Source organism: Casimicrobium huifangae, assembly GCF_009746125.1.
In the GTDB taxonomy this organism is placed as follows: domain Bacteria; phylum Pseudomonadota; class Gammaproteobacteria; order Burkholderiales; family Casimicrobiaceae; genus Casimicrobium; species Casimicrobium huifangae.
Genome location: NZ_CP041352.1, coordinates 2511261 through 2530545 on the forward strand (window position 1 = coordinate 2511261; position 19285 = coordinate 2530545).

Genomic DNA, 19285 nt, shown 5'->3' on the forward strand with positions numbered 1-19285 from the left:
CCAGCCTGTATGGCATGGGCGCGTGTTCGACGAACAACCGACTTCACAAGAAATCGCCGGTAAGCCCGCGCCAAATGGCCGTTTGCTTGAAAAGCTGTTCCCGAGTGCGGGCGCCGGTGTACGGGCGGCAAGCCATCACATCGCGGCGACAAAGGGCAATGGGATAGCCTAAACCTCCAGCCACTCCTTGCGGATGTTGGCATCGGCTTTTAGCTCCGCCGGTATGCCCTCGAACACGATGCGGCGGTCGCCCATCACGTAGACGCGGTCGGAAATCTGCAGCGCGATGGCGAGCTTCTGCTCGACCAGCACCACGCTGATGCCGCGGCGTTTGAGCTCCTTCAGATACTCGGCGACCAGTTGCACGATGGCAGGTGCCAGCCCTTCGGTCGGTTCGTCGATCATGATCAGGTCCGGGTCGCCCATCAGCGTGCGGCACAGCGTCAGCATCTGTTGCTCGCCGCCCGAGAGTACGCCCGCTTCGGTGTGCTGCCGCTCACGCAGACGTGGAAACATCTTGTACATGTCCTCGAACGACCAGCGGCTGGGCTTTTTGCCACCCTTCTCGCCAAGCATCAGGTTCTGGTGTACCGTGAGCTTGGGAAAGATGTCGCGGCTCTCTGGCACATAGCCCAGGCCCAAATGGGCAATTTCATAGGCTTTCATGCCAAGGATGTTTTTACCGCGCCACAGCACTTCGCCCCGGTTGTCGACCATGCCCATGATCGCCTTGACCGTCGTCGAACGGCCTGCACCGTTGCGGCCGAGCAGCGCGACAATCTCGCCCTCTTTCACATGCAGGTTGACGCCCTGCAGGATGTGGCTCTTGCCATAGAAGGCGTGCAGTTCCCTGACTTCCAGTGCAATCTTGTCTGCGCTCATGCTGCCGCTCCTTCAGCCGCATTCTCTGCCTCAAGCACCGCGCCGAGATAGGCTTCCTTCACCTTCGGGTCGGCCCGCACCTTGTCCGGCGTGTCAAACGCGATCACCTCGCCGTACACCAGCACCGCGATACGGTCGGCGAGCCCAAACACCACTCCCATGTCGTGCTCTACCGTGAGCAAGGTCTTGCCAACGGTGACGTTGCGGATCAGATGCACAAAGCGGTCCGTTTCGCTATGGCTCATCCCGGCGGTCGGCTCATCAAGCAGGATCACGTCACCGCCACCGGCGATGGTGATGCCGATCTCCAGTGCGCGCTGTTCGGAATAAGTCAGTAGCGAGGCCGGCACATCGCGTCGGCGCTTGAGTTCGATCGAAGCCATCAACGCCTCAGTGCGGTCGTTGAGCTCGGTCAGCTTCGAGAGCGGCTTCCAGAAGCTGTACTTCTGGCCACTGGCGTAGAGTGCGGCTGCACGCAGGTTCTCGAACACCGTCAGGCGCGAGAAGATGTTGGTGATCTGGAAGCTGCGCGCCAAGCCACGGCGATTGATCTCGTAGGGCCGTTTGCCCACGATGTCTTCGCCGTTGAGCCTGATGCTGCCGCTGCTGGGCTCAAAGCGCCCGCTGATCAGATTGAACAGCGTGCTCTTGCCGGCGCCGTTCGGTCCGATCACGGCGACACGTTCGCCTTTCCGGACCGCAAGATCAACGCCTCGGATGATCTCGGTCTTGCCAAAGCGCTTGGTGACGGCGGCGAGTTCGAGAGCGATGGGAGTGTTACTCGGGCTCATACGATGGCCGCCTCTGCCTTCTTGATGGCCTCGGCAATACGTTCCTCGCCGTCGTCCCACACTTTTTTGAACTTGCGGCGCCAGACCTCAAAACCGAAGCCACCAATCAGCAGCACCGCAATTGCCGTCGCCCACGACAGGCTGCTCGCCGCATCCAGCGGAATCTTCGCTACTGTCAGCGCGGAGCCAGAACCCGCCGCGACCTGAATCTGGTAAAGCATTTCGACAATCGCCGCAAATCCCCACAACGCGATCAGCCCGAAAAACAGCATGCCAGCATAGGGCCAGCGCATCTTTCGCCATTCACCGTACTTCACCCGGCGCAGGTTGAGCATGATCAGCGCCGAAAATCCACCCGGTGCGTAGACCACCATGATCAGGAACACGATGCCAACATAAAGCTGCCACGCCTTGGTGAACTCGGAAAGCACCACCAACGCGAAGATCAGCAGGATGGAGCCAATGATTGGCCCGAAGAAGAATCCGACGCCACCGAGGAAGGTAAACAGCAGATAGCCACCAGATCGCACACCGTGCAGCAGATCAGCGGTAGCGGCTTCAACGTTGATCGCCGTGAGTCCACCAGCAACGCCCGCGAAGAAGCTTGACGCCATCACGATCAGGTAGCGCACCCACCTCGTGTCATAGCCGACGAATTCGGCCCGCTCGGCATTGTCGCGCACCGCGTTGGCGATGCGGCCCAGCGGGGTCTGGGTAAAGGCATACATCGCTGCGGTGCACACGAACAGATAGATCGCAATCAGGTAGTACACCTGAATCTGCGGTCCAAACGTCAGCCCAAGATCCTTCAGCCAGCCCTCGCCGGCAGTGCGGTTGGCGTTGATGCCGGCCTCGCCGCCGAAAAACTCCGGGAACATCAGCGCCGCAGCGAAAACCAGCTCGCCAACGCCCAGGGTGATCATCGAGAACGGCGTACCGGCCTTGCGTGTCGTCACAAAGCCCAGCAAGGCGCCGAATGCCAGGCCGGCCAGACCGCCAACCAGCGGAATAATCCACATCGGCAGCCACCAGCCGCCGGCGACCTTGTTCATCGCGTGGATGGCCACGAACGTACCGAGCCCGGTGTACACCGCGTGGCCGAAGGACAGCATGCCAGCCTGCCCAAGCAGCATGTTGTAGCTCATGCAGGCAATGGCCGCAATTCCAGTGAGGCAGAGCAAAGTCAGCGCAAAGCTGGACTGTGCGGTCAGCGGCAGCAGCAGCAGAATGGCGGCGAATGCGCTCCAGACAACGATGCGGACACCGTTGAGCGGTTTGAAGTGCAAAGGCTTCAGTGCGCTGCTACTCATCGCGCGTCCCCATGATGCCCTTGGGGCGCACGATCAGCATGACCACCAGCAGCAGATACGGCAAGATCGGCGCCACCTGTGAGAGCTTGAGTTTCCAGACCGGGTAGCCAAACGTCGCCTCCGTAACCTCAACGCCCAGCGCCTGAAAGCCGCCAATGAAGGACCAGTCGAGTCCCACCGCGAACGTCTGCATCAAACCGATCAACAGCGAGGCGATCAACGCCCCGCCGAGTGACCCCATGCCGCCAACGACGACGACCACGAAGATGATCGCACCCACCGCCTGCGCCATACCGGGTTCGGTGATGAAGGCATTGCCGCCGATCACGCCCGCGAGGCCCGCCAGCGCGCAGCCGCCAGCAAACACCAGTGCAAACACGCGAGGGACGTTGTGCCCCAGTGCCTCGGTCGTCTCCGGATGGGTGAGCGCCGCCTGGATGACGAGACCGATGCGCGTTTTCTTGAGCACCAGAAACAGGCTTGCCAGCATGCCGACGGCGACAAACATCATGAAAGCGCGGTACTCCGGGAACGCCGCGTTGTAGAGCTTGAACAGCGAGCCATCCAGCGCGGCAGGTACCTTGTAATCCACCGGCGTGCGTCCCCAGATCAGCTGCACGATTTCGAGGATGACGAAGGACAAGCCAAAAGTCACCAGCAATTCCGCAACATGACCAAACTTATGCGTTTTTCGCAATACGGTACGTTCGAAAACGCCACCAAGAACGGCTACGAGCATGGGCGCAACGACAAACGCAACCCAGAAATTCGACCATTCGGAAACCTGGTATGCAAAATACGCCCCCAACATATAGAAGCTCGCGTGCGCGAAATTGAGCACACCCATCATCGAAAAGATGAGCGTCAAACCAGCAGACAGCATGAACAGCAGGAGCCCATAGCTCACCCCGTTCAGCACCGACATGACGAAAAATTCCAAGCTAAGCCCCCTCGTGCCGTTGGACCATTTCGGAAAATAGAGTTTAGACCGTAGGTACGCGGTCGGCCACAGTCAGGACGAAAATAAAGCCACGGCGGAAATGTCCTGCCGTGGCTCTTCCAGCAGTTGCTGGTCAGCGCAAATTTACGGGCGCTTGGGCATCTTGCAGGTGGTCGGCGCTGTTGCCTGATTCGGCATCAGGTAGCGCATCGTCTTGAAGCCATAGCCGGTGTTCTCGGCGTCAAATTTCACACCGGTGCCGCCAGCTTTCGTCCAGTTCACCACATAGAGAGCTTGTTGCAGCGCACCATCCGATGCCCGCATTTCGATCTCTTCCCCGGAGGCGCCTGCCATCTTCATGCCAGCCATGGCTTTTGCGACTTTCGCGGCCTCAGTGCTCTTCGACTTTTCGACGCCGGCAACCAGGAAGCGGATCGCATTCACTGCAGCCACCGTGTAGAACTCTTCGTTGAACTTGGCCTTGAAGCCGGTGTAGATACTTTCGAACTGGCTTTGGTCGGAATTCGGATGCCAATATGACACCATCGACACGCGATCCGCGCCGGCCGCGCCAATCGCCGTCGGCGAGCCAATCACGCCAGCATAGAACGTATAAAAGCGGCCCTTGAAGCCAGCCGCGTTGGCCGCACGAATGAGCAGAGCCAGGTCAGGCCCCCAGTTGCCGGTGACTACTGAGTCAGCGTTGGCAGCCTGCATCTTCGCGATGTAGGGCGCGAAGTCCTTCACTTGTCCGAGCGGATGCAACTCGTCGCCAACAATTTTTACGTCGGGACGCTTCTTGGCCAGAAATTCCTTGGTGAACTTCGACACCTGCTGACCGAACGAGTAGTTCTGGCCGATGATGTAGACATTCTTGATGTCTTTCTGGTCCTTCATGAAGTTGGTAAGACCTTCGAGCTTCATGTCGACGCCAGCGTCGAAGCGGAAGTGCCACGGCGAGCATTTGCCGTTGGTGAAATCCGGGTCAATCGCGGCGTAGTTCAGGAATACGACTTCCTTGCCGGGATTGCGCTCGTTGTGCTTGTTGATGGCGTCGATCAGCACGCCGGCCACGTTGGAGCCATTACCCTGTGACACAAAACGGATGCCGTCGTCGCTGGCTTTCTTCAGCAGCGCCAGCGCCTCCTGCGGGCTACCCTTCGAATCCATCGGCACGATCTCAACCGTCACGCCGCTGTTGGCCTGTTTACCGCTGAAGCGTTCTGCGGCGTACTGGAAGTGCTTGAGCTGGTTCTGGCCCACACCGCCGAACGGCCCCGAAAGACCTTCGATAAAGGCAACCTTGACGTTCTGCGCCTGCGCAGCGCCAGCCAGGGCAAGTACCGAAGCAACTGCCAACGCGGCAGGTTTCACACTGAATTTCACTAGAGCCTCCTTATTTGATCCAACGAAAGGTGAGATCGACAACCCGTCGCAAGCGTAGCGGATCACCTTAGAGTGGCCATTCTATGAACAGGTCAAAATTTCCGTGTTATGGAAAACCCAGTATGGCGCCCAACTGCCCGGCGTACAGACCTGTCATTGAATGGGAGCGGTGCATTTCGGCATTCGTTTCCGGAAAATGGAAATCGGCAGCGGCAGGCATCCCGCAGCGGCATCGGGCGATGCCGTAATGGCTACGCTAATACGCAGGCGGACACTCTGGCAAGGCGCACACCACCGCTAAAATTGAGGCTCGTTTCAAACTACCCCCTTATTTTTGTGAACGCCCCGCTCCCCCCTGCCGCCGCCCTGTTCTCCCACGTCGAAATGGCTCCCCGTGACCCGATTCTTGGTGTCAATGAGTCCTTCAATGCCGACAGTAATCCGAACAAGGTCAATCTTGGTGTGGGGGTGTACACCGACGAAGCCGGCAAGATTCCGGTACTGGAGTGCGTCAAACGCGCCGAAGTTGCAATGGCCGAGAAGCCTGCGCCGCGTGGCTACCTTCCAATTGACGGCATCGCCGCCTACGACAAGGCCACGCAAGCGCTGGTGTTTGGTGCCGAATCGGCCATCGTCAAGGAAAACCGCGCGGTCACGGTGCAAACACTGGGCGGTACTGGCGCATTGAAGGTCGGCGCCGATTTCCTGAAACGCGTTTCGCCGGCAAGCGTCGTCTACATATCGAACCCGAGTTGGGAAAACCATCGCGCCCTGTTCGAGAGCGCCGGCTTCGAAGTCCGCGACTATGCCTATTACGATGCCGCGACGCGCAGTCTGGACTTCCCCGGATTCCTGGCATCCGTCAAGGCGATGCCACAGGGCAGCATCGTGGTGCTGCACGCCTGCTGCCACAACCCAACCGGCGTTGACCCGACACTCGACCAGTGGAAAGAAATCGCCGCTGCTGTCCGCGCTGGCGGGCTGGTGCCCTTCCTCGATATGGCCTATCAGGGTTTCGGTGACGGTGTCGAGCAGGATGGCGCCGTAGTCAAACTGTTTGGCAGTACGCCGGGGCCGATCTTCGTGTCGAGCTCGTTCTCGAAGTCGTTCTCACTGTACGGTGAGCGGATCGGCGCACTGTCGGTGGTCGCCACCGACAAGGATGAGGCGGCCCGCGTGCTGTCGCAATTGAAGCGTGTGATCCGCACCAACTACTCGAATCCGCCGACTCACGGCGGCGCCATCATCGCTGCGGCGCTGACGGACCCGCAAGCGCGCGCGCTGTGGGAAAAGGAACTCGGCGAAATGCGTGATCGCATCAAGGCGATGCGTGTTGCGCTGCACGGTGCGCTCAAGCGCCTGGCGCCGAACGCCAACTTCGAAAACATCCTCACTCAACGTGGCATGTTCTCGTACTCCGGCCTCAACAAGGATCAGGTTCACCGCCTGCGCAATGAATTCGGTGTGTACGCAGTCGACTCGGGCCGCATCTGTGTCGCAGCGTTGAATCAGAAGAACGTCAACTACGTTGCCGAGAGCATCGCCAAAGTCCTCTGACAAGTTTTCAAACGATCAAGCGCATTTGCACGATTCAATAAATGCGCTATAATTTATTTCGTTGCGGGAGTAGCTCAGTTGGTAGAGCGCAACCTTGCCAAGGTTGAGGTCGCGAGTTCGAGACTCGTCTCCCGCTCCAAGTTTGGAAGAACGGAACCGCAACGGTTCCGTTTTTGTTTGTGCACTGTCGATAGTGCGCAAACCAGACGGCGGGTTAGCAAATCGGTTATGCAGCGGATTGCAAATCCGTTTAGAGCGGTTCGACTCCGCTACCCGCCTCCACACATTCAGTCAAGTTCCCCACCCAAATAGCAACCCGCCGCGCCGCCAGGCTGTGGCGGTGGCATCTGTCGTGGCGATTGCAGCAACGCCAACTTGCAGCTAAAACCGGACTTCGTCATCCAAAGAGCGTTCGTCGGTGCTTGATCCGCTCTCGGCATTTGTCTTCGCCACGCTGTTCTCATTGTTGAACGGCGCAGTGCTGGGCTTCATACACCCGGCGCTGACACCGGACTTGCGGCCCTGCGCCGCCGACTGGCGGATCGGGACCTTGCTGGCGGCTGGCGGTGCCGTCCTTTTCATCGGCCAGGCCGCCACCGGCGCAGAATGGGTAGTGCCCATCGCAAATGGCGCCTGGCTGCTCGGCCTCGCGCTTTACTGGCGCGCCGTTCGCCGCTTCTTCGCGACTGCCGATTCATGGTGGATTTACCTGCCGGTGCTGCTTGGTACGCTGGGTAACGCCTTCTTCGTCTTCGTCGTACCCAACGTCGCCTTTCGCGTCGGCATCGCGACCGTTTGCTGGGTTGCGCTGATCAGCGGCGCAGTCGGGACCTTGCTGCACAATCGTCATCGCGAGCGCACCATCAGCCTCACCGTGCTTACCGGTATCTTTGCCCTGCTCGCCATTTTGATGCTCGCGCGTGGTGCCTACTACCTGTTGGCGGGCCGTGTGCTCGTTTCCATCGTGCAGCCGCTGAACTGGGTCAATGCGCTCACGCCGCTGCTGATTGCGGTGCTCCCGGTGATTGGCACTACCGCCTTTGTGCTGCTCTGCTTCGAGCGCATTCGTGCCGAGCTGCATCGCGCAGCGACTACAGACGCGCTGACCGGTTTGCCCAACCGGCGAACGATTGCCGAGCGCGCCGGCGTGCTGCTCGCGCTTGCACGCGCCGGCGAGCAGCCATTCTCGGTTGCAGTCGTCGACGTTGATCACTTCAAGGCGATCAATGACCAGCACGGCCACGACGTTGGCGACCTGGTGCTGCAGGCCGTCGCGGCCAGCTTGCGTGCGCACTGCCGCGGCGAGGAGGTTGTGGGTCGCCAGGGCGGCGAAGAATTCGTTGCGTTGTTGCCCGAGGCAGATGCCGCTGGCGCACACCGTGCTGCGGAGCGCTTGCGCACTGCCGTTGCCGACCAGTCCGTCGCGGTCGGCCCAGACACCTCGCTGCAAGTCACTGTTTCCATCGGTATTGCAACCGGCACATCCAACAGCTTGCCGGACTTCGACACCCTGCTCAAGCGCGCAGACATGGCCCTCTACGATGCCAAAGCGAACGGCCGCAACCGCGTCTGCGCCGCGTCGTAGCGGGTAGCCTGGCGGCCACGCGTTACGGCGCCACCATCCAGCTGCTATTCACCCGCTGCAGGCGCAACGTCGAGGACATGGCGCCATCCTTGTTGCGCTCGGTAATCTTCGCCTCCGCGGTCTCGCCGTCCACCGTCAGACTGTCGAAGTCCGCTGTCTTCGGATCGGCAGATTCCTTGAGGAACGACAGGATGTCCTTCGCCATCGGGCCATCGAGATCCTTGGCGCGATCGGCAACGATGACGCGCTTCAACGCCGCCTTGTCTCCCGCGCGAGCGGCACGCAGATATTCCGCCAGCACCTTGCCCTGCGGCGTGGCCCACGCGGCCTTGCCGCTCGCATCCGGCGCGCGCGGCACCGTCATCGTGATGTCGAAACTGACGTCGAAACGGTAGCGATTCTTGAACATCTCCAGTTCACCATCGGTGTAGACGCGACCCCGCATCTGCCGGTCGGTCCAGCTCGCGATGGCGAACTTGTATGAGGTTGAGTAACCACCGCCGCCCATCGGCTCCACCCCAAACTGCACTGACGTCAGCGCCCGAGTCTCGTCAAAGGTGAACTCCAGCATGCCGTTGCCGCTGCCTCGCGCCTTCATCCGCGCAAACGGGTCGGTCACCGATTTCGGCGGAAGCGGCTGCGCCGCGAGGATGAGGATGGTTTCCGGCTTGCGACTGCTGAGCGCGGGCGCCGTGTAGGCGTAGGCATAGGGCAAGTCGGTCGCCTTGCCGTCAATGATGATGCTGCCCTTGGCATTGGGTGCGCCCGCTGTGACGGACGTATCCTGCGCCAATGCACGACCAGAAAGCAGCAGGCACAGCAGCACGGTGCCCCACCAACTCAACATGACGCGACCCGCAGCGTCACGGGTAGCGAGGCTTTGCGCTGTGTCGATAGTTCGATTCATGGTGAAGCTCCGTTCACAAGTGCAAACCAGCCCGGGCCCGCGACGACAACCGCCGGACGCCCTCTTGCCTGGCCTCTCTCGCAAAGACGCATCCCGTTGCCCATTTGAGCCAGCGCATTGCGACGTCACACACTGCGGCAATCAGCTTTTCACCAAGATGGCAATTCCAATGGGCTGAATGAGACAAAATCGCAGTAGTCGACTACTGACAGAATTATCCAATTAGCCCTTTACTGATCATAGTTTGAGGCAAAAGCTGTTGCTCATCAGATGCGGAAATTCGATCACTACGGCGCCAGGGCCGCAGCCTCGGTGCGCAGCCAGGCGACGAAATCCTGTGCATCGGTATTGCGTTGTGCGTGGTCGGCAATCTCCACGTAGTAACCGCGTTGCGACGCCGCGCCTCCCTTGAAGGGTGTCACCAGCCGCTGGTCCTTCAAATGCTCATCCAGCAGCGGGAAGCGTCCGATCGCCACCCCCTGGCCGGCGACTGCTGCCGCGACCGCGTCGGCGTAATGGTTGAATCGCAGTGTGTTCTTCATGCGCAAGTCGCCGGCACCGGTAGCCTCCAGCCACGGCCCCCAATCCATCATGGCGCCATAGTGCGCCGGTGCGTCTACCGTCAGCAGTGTGTGATGGGCAAGATCGGTGGGCTGCCTCAGCGGATGCGGCCCGTCGCGCAGCAACGATGGCGCACAGACCGGCAAAACCGTCTCGGCAAACAGCGGCGTCTCGCGACCGCCGCGAATAGGCACAAAGCGCACTGCGACATCGATCTGCGAACGCGCCAGGTCAAGCAGATCCAGTGTCGCCGAAATGCGCACGTCCACCTGTGGGTGATTTGCCGTAAACCTCGCCAGTCGTGGAATCAGCCAGATCGACGCAAAGCCCGGCGTGGTCGTGATCGACACCTGCCGAAGGCTCGGCGCTGCACGTACCAGCGCTGTGGCGTCACGCAGGCGCTCAAGGCAATCGATCACCGCCCGCTGCATCACTGCGCCAGCTTCCGTCAGCAGCAAAGACCGATGCCGCCGCACGAACAAGGGCACGCCGAGCCCTTCTTCGAGCTGCTGAATCTGCCGGCTGACTGCGGACTGGGTGAGAAACAACTCCTCCGCCGCCTGCGTAAAGCTCAGCGTGCGCGCTGCGGCTTCAAAACTGCGCAGCAGATCCAGTCGCGGCAATTCGGCGCGACCGAAGCTGGGAAGCGCATTCGCCGGGTAGTCGGATGGCGGCTTTTTGACATTCCCGTGAGGCATGCGAAGTATTCCGTTTTACCGTTTGATCCGTGCGATAGCGGTCAGTATAGTCATGCTCATGGCGCATGCTAACCCGCTACCTTCCCATTCCTCAACGCAACCGCATGCGCGTCCCCGAAAGGATGTCCCATGAAGACCCATCCCATCGCCACCGTTTTGCCGCTAGCCCACCAGGCGACGCTGCGCATCGATGACCCGGCCCACCTGGAAATCACCTGCACCGAAGGCAGTTTGTGGCTCACGCTCGACCATGACCGCCGCGACATCGTGCTGACGGCGGGCACCGCCGACGTCAGCTTTGCCACCGGTCAGCATCGCCCGCTGCTGATCCACGCTTTGCAGGACTCACAACTGACCGTGACAGTGGCCCGTGCGCAGATCGCCACCACCCAGGCCGCCACCCTGCTCGACCGCTTCACTCGCAACACGGGTAAGCCGCTACTGCCACTCGCACCGCCGCTTGCAGCCTGATCGATAGTCCGCGTGCCAAGCCTGTGATCGAACCACACCCACAGGCCGTCCGCCCCGTTCAGCGAGAATCGCATTGAACGGCAACGACATGACACAAGGAGTGGCAGACGATGAAACTGGGAATTGATGGCAAGTGGGCGCTGGTTTGCGCTGCCAGCAAGGGGCTTGGCAAAGGCTGCGCCAAAGCGCTGGTTACCGAAGGTGTGAACGTTGTCATCACGGCACGCGGCGCCGAAGCGCTGGAAGCGACCGCCGCCGAACTACGCACGCTGAATCCGGCCGTCAAGGTCGTCACTGTCTCCGGAGACATCACCACGGCGGAGGGTCGCGCTGCTGCCCTGGCCGCCGCGCCGCACATCGACATCCTGATCAACAACGCTGGCGGCCCGCCGCCCGGAGACTTCCGTAACTGGTCGCGCGACGACTGGATCAAGGCGGTCGATGCCAACATGCTGACACCGATTGAGCTGATGAAGGCGGTGATCGACGGCATGTGCGAGCGCGGTTTCGGTCGCATCGTCAACATCACGTCGGGCGCCGTGAAGGCCCCGATCGACACGCTAGGCTTGTCCAACGGCGCCCGCTCGGGGCTCACCGGTTTTGTTGCCGGTCTCGCCCGGCAGCCAAAAGTGGCCAGCCGTAATGTCACCATCAACGGCCTGCTGCCGGGGCCATTCGATACCGACCGCATGCAGGGCATGCTCGCCAACTGGGCAAAACGCGATGGCAAATCCGTCGCCGAGACGGCCAGTGAGCGCCTGTCGAAGAATCCGGCGCAACGCATGGGCAACATCGACGAATTCGGCGCCACCTGCGCCTTCCTTTGCAGTCAGCACGCCAGCTTCATCACCGGGCAGAACATCCTGATGGACGGCGGCGAATGCCCCGGCACTTTCTAGCGGTGCAGATGAGTACGATGTCGAAAGGCGCATGCGGAATCGTTGGTTCGCATGTTCGTTGCCAGTAAGGTGAATGACGAATCGTCTGGCGGGGAGGACCTCCCGGTTACCGATCGCGTCATTCGCTTCCTTGACGAGATCGGCATTGATGTCGTCGAACGCCCCCTCGCAACGCGTACCTTTCTTCCAGGCATCCATATCGATCACGGGGTGATCGTGATCGATCGCGCTGCCATGCGTTATCCCGGGGACCTGCTCCACGAGGCCGGACATATGGCAGTGGCGCTTCCGTCCGAACGCTCTCTGTTTCATGAGACCTTTGGCGACGACGGCGGAACGGAAATGGGGGCCATCGCCTGGTCCTACGCTGCGGCGATACACCTGCAAGTGCCACTGGATGTACTGTTTCACGACGGCGGCTATCGCGGCGATGCAATGTGGCTGCGAGAGCACTTCAGTTCGCTGAGAAGTCTTGGGGTCCCGATACTGGTTTGGCGCGCAATGACCGAATACTCGCTTTACCCGGCCATGCATGCCTGGACAGCCCCGGCGCCGCCAGTCGCCCCATAGTCTCTACTCTTCTTCCCACCAATCGGGGAACGAAGCCACCATTAGCTCAACGCTGCCGACACGTACTGGGCAAGACGCCCCACGCGTGTGTCTCACGGGGTGGCAGCAAGAGATCGGACCGGGAACAACGTCAAGGGCGCGCGACAGCTCCATCACGCCGCTGCTGACAATCAGCGGACGCTGGCAAACCAGAGGAAATCAGCAGAAGGCGCCGGACGATATCAGCGACAAAGCTCGTCGCCGGCCAGGCACGCACGCAGTCATCAATGCGAGAAGCGCGATGCGCGAGACACATCAAGCCACGCGACTCACGCTCGCTCGCGCCTTGTTGCCAAAGCCTTGCATGTAGAGAACCGCAGCTGCTCCAGACTGGGATGCAAGGCCAAAGGTGCCTTCGACAAGCTCTGACTCCGCAGAAAAGTGCAACTCCCACTGCTGCCATCTCGAATCCCGTGTCGTCGCTTCAACCCGTTCAAGCGTCACCAGCGTTCCGTTATCCAGCAGAAACTGGCGACCAATGCACAGGTCTGGTGTGCTTAGCAAATTTTCCTGATACCCACCGGCACGCGCGATAGGCGAGACCATGTAAGTCGCGCCGGTAGCCGCGATCAAGGACGTTGCCCGGACGAATTGGCGCCTATTCATAGCTTCCCCTCTGGTTTTGCTCAGTCTACTGATTTGCGAAGGATTCTACGGTGGAAACGCCTGCGCCGGCGTCAAGGCGTTGCAGAAAATGCGCTGCGCCAGCCGCATCGACTGCCCGTTGACCGTGTAACGCGTCGACGCCGATTCGCGCGGTCAATCAAAGTTGAATGCGCGATGGAGTTGTGCTGGGGAGCTTTCCTAGCAACCAATGGACAACGTCGATCAAAGCGCAACGCTACCCAGGGCGCATTCGGATTCAAGGACCAGCATTCCACGCGAACACCAATCCGCTGCGGCAGACGACTCTGCTCAAGGTCTGGTCAGTTGAAGACCGCCTGATAGATAAATCCATCCCGCTCCTGCGCGACAGGGACGAGAAACAGGGCGAACTCGCCGATTACGCTGTGGCGCACCGTGTACGTTTGCTGGGGAAACAGCACCGCCGCAGCGCTTCGGAACAACAGCGAAAACGGCGCGCGCATCAGTTGCGCCTTTGGAGGAGCGGGCAACGGGCTGGCTTCAACCAGCACAAATTCCGTGTTACCCGCCGTCAAGGCGGCGGAAAACGTGGTGTTCACAAAAGGCACAAAGTCCTCCAGTGTCAACAGTTTCAGCATGAATTGCAGTTCTTAAAAGCCAGCGAGACACCAGGCAGTTGTCGTCAATGTACCGCCCTCGCTTCCCTCCCTGGACGGAAGGGAAGCCGTGTTCGAGGCAGGCAACAGGTTAGCGCAAAATCAGACCAAACCTCGGCCTACGACGCACTAGCGCCGCGGCGCCAGGTGCGCCGATGCAGCGCCAGCGCCGCCAGCAACGCCAGCAACAAACTTTGCAGCGGTGCACCGTTCAGCGGTACCTCGACTGGCGGCACACTGACCGCAACGGTAGCCGACGAGGCACTGGTCCCTGCGCTATTGATCGCGACCACACTGCACAGGTATGAAACACCACCCAGCAGCCCTGCCACCGTTATCGGGGACGACGTCCCTGTCGCGCTGACCGTGTGCGAAGACGTTGGCGACGTGCACGTAGCTACATAGCTGGTAATCGCAGCGCCACCATTGGATGCAGGCGGTGCAAACGCCACGGTGGCCAGACCAATCCCCGGAGTCACTGTGCCAATCACTGGCGCCCCCGGGACCGTGGCCGGCGTGACCGTGACCGTGCCCGAGGCGGCGCTGTTGCCCGCGATGTTGGTCGCGACCACCGAGCAGGTGTACGCCGTGCCGTTGGTCAATCCCGTCACCGTCAGTGGCGAGGCAGGCCCCGTCGCCGTCGCTGTCGTCGCTCCTGCGGTACACGTGACCGTGTAGCCGGTGATCGCTGAGCCACCGTTGGACGCCGGCGCCGTGAAGGCGATCGTCGCCTGACCATTGCCCGGCGTCGCCGCGCCAATCGTCGGCGCGCCAGGCACCGTGTACGGCGTGACCGTGACCGTGCCCGAGGCGGCGCTGTTGCCCGCGATGTTGGTCGCGACCACCGAGCAGGTGTAAGCCGTGCCGTTGGTCAACCCAGTCACCGTCAGTGGCGAGGCAGGCCCCGTCGCCGTCGCTGTCGTCGCTCCTGCGGTACACGTGACCGTGTAGCCCGTGATCGCTGAGCCACCGTTGGACGCCGGTGCCGTGAAGGCGATCGTCGCCTGCGTGTTGCCCGGCGTCGCCGCACCTATCGTCGGCGCGCCAGGCACCGTGTACGGCGTGACCGTGACCGTGCCAGAGGCGGCGCTGTTGCCCGCGATGTTGGTCGCGACCACCGAGCAGGTGTACGCCGTGCCGTTGGTCAACCCCGTCACCGTCAGCGGCGAGGCCGGACCCGTGGCCGTGAAGCCGCCCGCGTTACACGTGACCGTGTAGCCCGTGATCGCTGAGCCACCGTTGGATGCCGGCGCCGTGAAGGCGATCGTCGCCTGACCATTGCCCGGCGTCGCCGCACCTATCGTCGGCGCGCCAGGCACCGTGTACGGGGTGACCGTGACCGTGCCAGAGGCGGCGCTGTTGCCCGCGATGTTGGTCGCGACCACCGAGCAGGTGTACGCCGTGCCGTTGGTCAATCCCGTCACCGTCAGTGGCGAGGCAGGCCCCGTCGCCGTCGCTGTCGCCGCTCCTGCGGTACACGTGACCGTGTAGCCGGTGATCGCTGAGCCACCGTTGGACGCCGGTGCCGTGAAGGCGATCGTCGCCTGCGTGTTGCCCGGCGTCGCCGCACCTATCGTCGGCGCGCCAGGCACCGTGTACGGCGTGACCGTGACCGTGCCAGACGCCGCACTCGGGCCCGCTGCGTTGGTCGCGACCACCGAGCAGGTGTACGCCGTGCCGTTGGTCAACCCCGTCACCGTCAGCGGCGAGGCAGGCCCCGTCGCCGTCGCTGTCGCCGCTCCTGCGGTACACGTGACCGTGTAGCCCGTGATCGCTGAGCCACCGTTGGATGCCGGCGCCGTGAAGGCGATCGTCGCCTGACCATTGCCCGGTGTGGCCGCGCCTATCGTCGGTGCACCCGGAACCGTGTACGGCGTGACCGTGACCGTGCCAGACGCCGCACTCGGGCCCGCTGCGTTGGTCGCTACCACCGAGCAGGTGTACGCCGTGCCGTTGGTCAACCCCGTCACCGTCAGCGGCGAGGCCGGACCCGTGGCCGTGAAGCCGCCCGCGTTACACGTGACCGTGTAGCCCGTGATCGCTGAGCCACCGTTGGATGCCGGTGCCGTGAACGCGATCGTCGCCTGACCATTGCCCGGTGTGGCCGCGCCTATCGTCGGTGCACCCGGCACCGTGTACGGCGTGACCGCAACCGTCGCCGAGGCCGCACTCGGGCCCGCTGCGTTGGTCGCTACCACCGAGCAGGTGTACGCCGTGCCGTTGGTCAACCCCGTCACCGTCAGCGGCGAGGTCAGACCCGTGGCCGTGAAGCCTCCCGCGTTACACGTGACCGTGTAGCCCGTGATCGCTGAGCCACCGTTCGACGCCGGCGCCGTGAAGGCAATCGTCGCCTGACCGTTGCCCGGCGTCGCCGTGCCAATCGTCGGCGCGCCAGGTACCGCAGCATTGATCACCAGCGTATAGGCACGAGTGCTTGAATACGGTCCGGTACCGGTGCTGCTATCCGTGGCGCTGAGGCTGAAATTGAAGGTGCCAACCGCTGTCGTTGTACCAGCCAACGCCCCGGTCGCCGGAGTGACGTTAATACCGGCCGGCAATGCACCTGCTGCCAAAGCGTACGTATACGGTGCCGTGCCACCTGAGGCCGGTGTTATCGCAGCGGAGTACGGCGTATTGAACAGGCCAGACGCCAACGACGTAGCCGGCAGTGTGATCACGGCCGGGTTGACAACCAGCGTGTAAGCCTGGCTGCCGCTATACGGGCCTGGGGCCGCACTGCTGTCGGTCGCGGTAGCGGTGAAGTTAAACGTACCACCTGCCGTCGGTGTACCGCCAATCACACCACCTGGAGACAACGTCAGGCCCGCCGGCAGCGCGCCGCCCGTCACTGCGAATGTATAGGGCCCCAAACCGCCGTTGCCGGCGAGCGGCTGACTGTACGCCGCAGCTACGGTGGCATTGGGCACCGTGACCGGGCTGATGGTCACCGGTACGTCGTCATTGGTGATGGTGCCGACGCCCTGATTGTCGGCAATCGTCGCATTCACCGCACCGCTCAGGTTGACGAAGAAGGTCTCATTGGCCTCGGGAATCGTCTCGCCGATCACGGGTACCGTAATGGTCCGGGTCGTCTGCCCCGGAGCGAAGGTCAGTGTGCCCGACACGGCGGTGTAATCGGCCGGCTGCGCCGCGGTGCCGTCAGCGGTTGCGTAATTGACGGTGACAGTCTGACCGCTGGCTGCGCTCAACGTGACGGTAAACACGGCGTTGGTCGTGCCGCTATTACCTTCAACCACCGCAACATCATTGATCGACAGGCTAGGCACCGGATCATCATTGTTGATGGTACCAACGCCCTGACCATCCACCACTATCGCGTTGGTCACACCGGTGACATTGACAAAGAATGTCTTGTTTGGCTCATTCAGTAGATTGGCAATTACCTGCACGGTAAAGGTGTAGGTGCTGCTGCCTGCTGGAATGGTCTGACCGGTCAGCGACTGGGCGACGTAGTCCGTGCCAGCGGTGGCGGAGCCGTTGGCGGTGGCGATGTTGAAGGTGGCGCCGCCCGGGCCGGCCGGTGCACTCAGGCTGACGGTGAACACGGCATTGGTAATACCGCTGTTGCCTTCAGTCACGGTGACATCGTTGATCGTCAAATTGGGCAAATCGTCGTTGAGGATCGTGCCGGTGGCGCTGTTCGGCACGCCCACGGTGTACCCTGAGCCTGCCGCCAGCGTCAGCGTGACGGTTTCGTCAGCCTCAATCGTCGCGTCCGCTGTCGGATTGACGGTGATGGTGCCCGTGGTGTTGCCGGCCGGGATAACCAACGGGGACGCGATAGTCGCGTAGTCTGTGCCGTTTGTCGCCGTGCCACCGATGGTGAAGTTGATGCTCGTAGCGGTGAACGCAGCTTGATTCAGCGTAACCGTAAAGATCAGATTGGGGGCGCCATCCTCAGCGACAGCCGCTGGAGATACGCTAATCGTTGCACTCGGTACATCGTCATTCAGTATGGTACCTGTCGCACTTGCCGGGACACCCACTGTGTATCCCGTGCCGGCAGCGACGGTGAGCGTCACGGTTTCGTCTGGTTCAACGGTGCCATCGACGTTAGGATTGATAACGATGGTTGCCGTCGTTGCGCCGGCCGGTATCGTCACTGTCGCCACGGCGCCGCTGTAGTCCGTCCCCGCAGTGGCGGTGCCCGTCGTCGTGATGTTCACCACAGTCGGCGAAGTCAGATTGAGCGAACGTGTTACCGTGAAAGTAAGATTTGTGGCGCCGTCTTCGCTGACCGATGCCGGCGACACCGCGATCGAAACGCTGGGCGGCGGGCTGACCGTCAGTGTGTAGTTCTCCACTTCGAAATAGGTACCGGGGCCGGTACTCGAGTCCGTCACCCGGATCGTGACCGGGTAGTTACCGGGGGCGGCTGTTGTCGTACCGCCCACGACGCAGCCACTCGACACTGAAATACCAGCCGGGAATGTCCCCGTTTCGAGCAGGCAACTGAATGGTGCGACGCCGCCGCTTACCGTCAAGGTTTGCGAAAAGGCGACGTTCTGAATCGCGGTACCACTAGCCGACGTCAACGTGAGAGTAGGGTTCGCAACGTTACCCGTGTAGCCCTTGTCGACAAACTGGGCAGTTGGAGTCGTGCTGTCAGTGGAGCGAACGGTGAAAACGTAAAGGCCACGCTGGGTGGGCGTGCCACTGAGCAAGCCGCCACTGGTCAATGAGACGCCAACAGGAAGTGAGCCGCTCTGCAGCGCGTAGGTGTAGGCCGCCAGTCCACCAGCCGAAGTCAGTGTCTGTGAAAAGGCCGCGCCGGCCGTCATCGCCGGCAGACTCCCCGGGGAAACCACGATAGGTGAAACGGCGGCGGTGATCGTGACGTTGAAGGTCAGGAGGTCTCCGTTTGCATCCTCCAACTGAAAGGTATCGGACGTGGCGGAATCACCGTTGTGCGCGTAGGTAGCAAACTGATTCCCCCCAATGTTGCAGCAAGGGCTCAAAGTCACCGTGCCGTGGGGCGTATTGAAGGGGTTACCATTTGGAGTCACCGGGATCATCCCGATGTCGAACACCGGATCATCACAGGTGGCGAGGTTCGCAGAGGTAACCGACCCACCCTGCGACACAGTCAAATTTTGGGTGGGGCAAAACGGCGAAACCCCCGCCTGCACCGACATCGCGCTGAAGCCCAACACCATCAACAGCAGGAGGCGCGACCAAAAACCGAAACCTGTGGCACAACTTTTCAAAAGTTGCGTCGAGACGAATTGCATTTCTACCCCCTGATCGCGACACCCTCGAATCGGGCATCTGCTAAAGCTGCGACGCGCGTGGCGCCTGTTTAACGCGGAGCGCACCCAATTGCCAGCGAAACAAACAAATATTTGGCGACTGAGCACTGCACTGATCTGCAATTAAAGCAGGATCGGTGAATCTCCGAAAGCCCAAAACAAAAAAAGTTGTCGTTTG

General features: G+C 61.4%; 14 protein-coding genes, 2 tRNA genes and 1 pseudogene. 7 read left to right on the forward strand and 10 right to left on the reverse strand.

The features are described from left to right. Nucleotides 1-168: 168 nt before the first annotated feature. The 5 genes from FKL89_RS11380 to FKL89_RS11400 all read right to left on the reverse strand — a co-directional run bounded on the left by FKL89_RS11380 (nt 169) and on the right by FKL89_RS11400 (nt 5309). Nucleotides 169-882 carry an ABC transporter ATP-binding protein gene (locus FKL89_RS11380; RefSeq protein WP_156862866.1) on the reverse strand — a complete coding sequence of 238 codons (714 nt, stop codon included), beginning with the start codon at nt 880-882 and terminating at the stop codon, nt 169-171. Then, on the reverse strand, nt 879-1673 hold the full coding sequence (locus tag FKL89_RS11385; protein ID WP_156862867.1) for an ABC transporter ATP-binding protein: 795 nt from the start codon (nt 1671-1673) through the stop codon (nt 879-881). Before FKL89_RS11385 ends, FKL89_RS11380 begins: the two co-directional genes overlap by 4 nt. Beyond that, nucleotides 1670-2983 (reverse strand): branched-chain amino acid ABC transporter permease, encoded by a 1314-nt coding sequence (locus FKL89_RS11390; RefSeq protein ID WP_156862868.1) that lies wholly within the window; start codon nt 2981-2983, stop codon nt 1670-1672. The genes FKL89_RS11385 and FKL89_RS11390 overlap by 4 nt, the downstream gene beginning before the upstream one ends. Next, nucleotides 2976-3908, reverse strand: a complete 933-nt coding sequence (locus FKL89_RS11395) for a branched-chain amino acid ABC transporter permease (protein ID WP_156864666.1) — start codon at nt 3906-3908, stop codon at nt 2976-2978. Before FKL89_RS11395 ends, FKL89_RS11390 begins: the two co-directional genes overlap by 8 nt. A gap of 159 nt (nt 3909-4067) precedes the next feature. After that, nucleotides 4068-5309, reverse strand: a complete 1242-nt coding sequence (locus FKL89_RS11400) for a branched-chain amino acid ABC transporter substrate-binding protein (RefSeq protein ID WP_156862869.1) — start codon at nt 5307-5309, stop codon at nt 4068-4070. 336 nt (nt 5310-5645) lie between these two features. Here FKL89_RS11400 and FKL89_RS11405 point away from each other — a divergent pair, with 336 nt between their 5' ends. The 4 genes from FKL89_RS11405 (at nt 5646) to FKL89_RS11420 (ending at nt 8451) form a co-directional block, all read left to right on the forward strand. Then, a complete protein-coding gene (locus tag FKL89_RS11405) occupies nt 5646-6866 on the forward strand; it encodes an amino acid aminotransferase (RefSeq protein WP_272953696.1) in 1221 nt (406 codons plus the stop codon). 63 nt (nt 6867-6929) lie between these two features. Beyond that, a tRNA-Gly gene (locus FKL89_RS11410) sits at nt 6930-7005 on the forward strand. Nucleotides 7006-7074: 69 nt separating this feature from the next. Next, a tRNA-Cys gene (locus FKL89_RS11415) sits at nt 7075-7148 on the forward strand. Between the two features lie 136 nt (nt 7149-7284). After that, the gene (locus tag FKL89_RS11420) at nt 7285-8451 is read left to right on the forward strand and encodes a GGDEF domain-containing protein (RefSeq protein WP_156862871.1); all 1167 of its coding nucleotides are present in this window, start codon (nt 7285-7287) and stop codon (nt 8449-8451) included. Nucleotides 8452-8473: 22 nt separating this feature from the next. Here FKL89_RS11420 and FKL89_RS11425 read toward each other — a convergent pair whose 3' ends face one another. Beyond that, nucleotides 8474-9358 carry a hypothetical protein gene (locus FKL89_RS11425; protein ID WP_156862872.1) on the reverse strand — a complete coding sequence of 295 codons (885 nt, stop codon included), beginning with the start codon at nt 9356-9358 and terminating at the stop codon, nt 8474-8476. A gap of 287 nt (nt 9359-9645) precedes the next feature. Beyond that, complete coding sequence (locus tag FKL89_RS11430; protein ID WP_156862873.1) at nt 9646-10617, reverse strand: LysR substrate-binding domain-containing protein; 972 nt, start codon at nt 10615-10617, stop codon at nt 9646-9648. Nucleotides 10618-10746: 129 nt separating this feature from the next. On the opposite strand from FKL89_RS11430, the gene FKL89_RS11435 reads away from it, so the two are divergent. The 3 genes from FKL89_RS11435 to FKL89_RS11445 all read left to right on the forward strand — a co-directional run bounded on the left by FKL89_RS11435 (nt 10747) and on the right by FKL89_RS11445 (nt 12557). Continuing rightward, complete coding sequence (locus tag FKL89_RS11435) at nt 10747-11088, forward strand: DUF2917 domain-containing protein (RefSeq protein WP_156862874.1); 342 nt, start codon at nt 10747-10749, stop codon at nt 11086-11088. A 110-nt stretch (nt 11089-11198) separates the two neighbouring features. Next, complete coding sequence (locus FKL89_RS11440) at nt 11199-11987, forward strand: SDR family oxidoreductase (protein ID WP_156862875.1); 789 nt, start codon at nt 11199-11201, stop codon at nt 11985-11987. 51 nt (nt 11988-12038) lie between these two features. Beyond that, nucleotides 12039-12557, forward strand: a complete 519-nt coding sequence (locus FKL89_RS11445; RefSeq protein WP_156862876.1) for a hypothetical protein — start codon at nt 12039-12041, stop codon at nt 12555-12557. Nucleotides 12558-12851: 294 nt separating this feature from the next. On the opposite strand, the gene FKL89_RS11450 is transcribed toward FKL89_RS11445, so the two are convergent. The 3 genes and pseudogenes from FKL89_RS11450 to FKL89_RS11460 form a co-directional block, all read right to left on the reverse strand. Then, nucleotides 12852-13169: a hypothetical protein gene (locus FKL89_RS11450; RefSeq protein WP_156862877.1), complete on the reverse strand. Its 318-nt coding sequence runs from the start codon at nt 13167-13169 to the stop codon at nt 12852-12854. A gap of 353 nt (nt 13170-13522) precedes the next feature. Continuing rightward, the gene (locus tag FKL89_RS11455) at nt 13523-13816 is read right to left on the reverse strand and encodes a DUF6916 family protein (protein WP_156864667.1); all 294 of its coding nucleotides are present in this window, start codon (nt 13814-13816) and stop codon (nt 13523-13525) included. A 551-nt stretch (nt 13817-14367) separates the two neighbouring features. Then, nucleotides 14368-19089: pseudogene (locus FKL89_RS11460) on the reverse strand (beta strand repeat-containing protein); the annotation flags it as partial. Between the last annotated feature and the right edge of the window lie 196 nt (nt 19090-19285).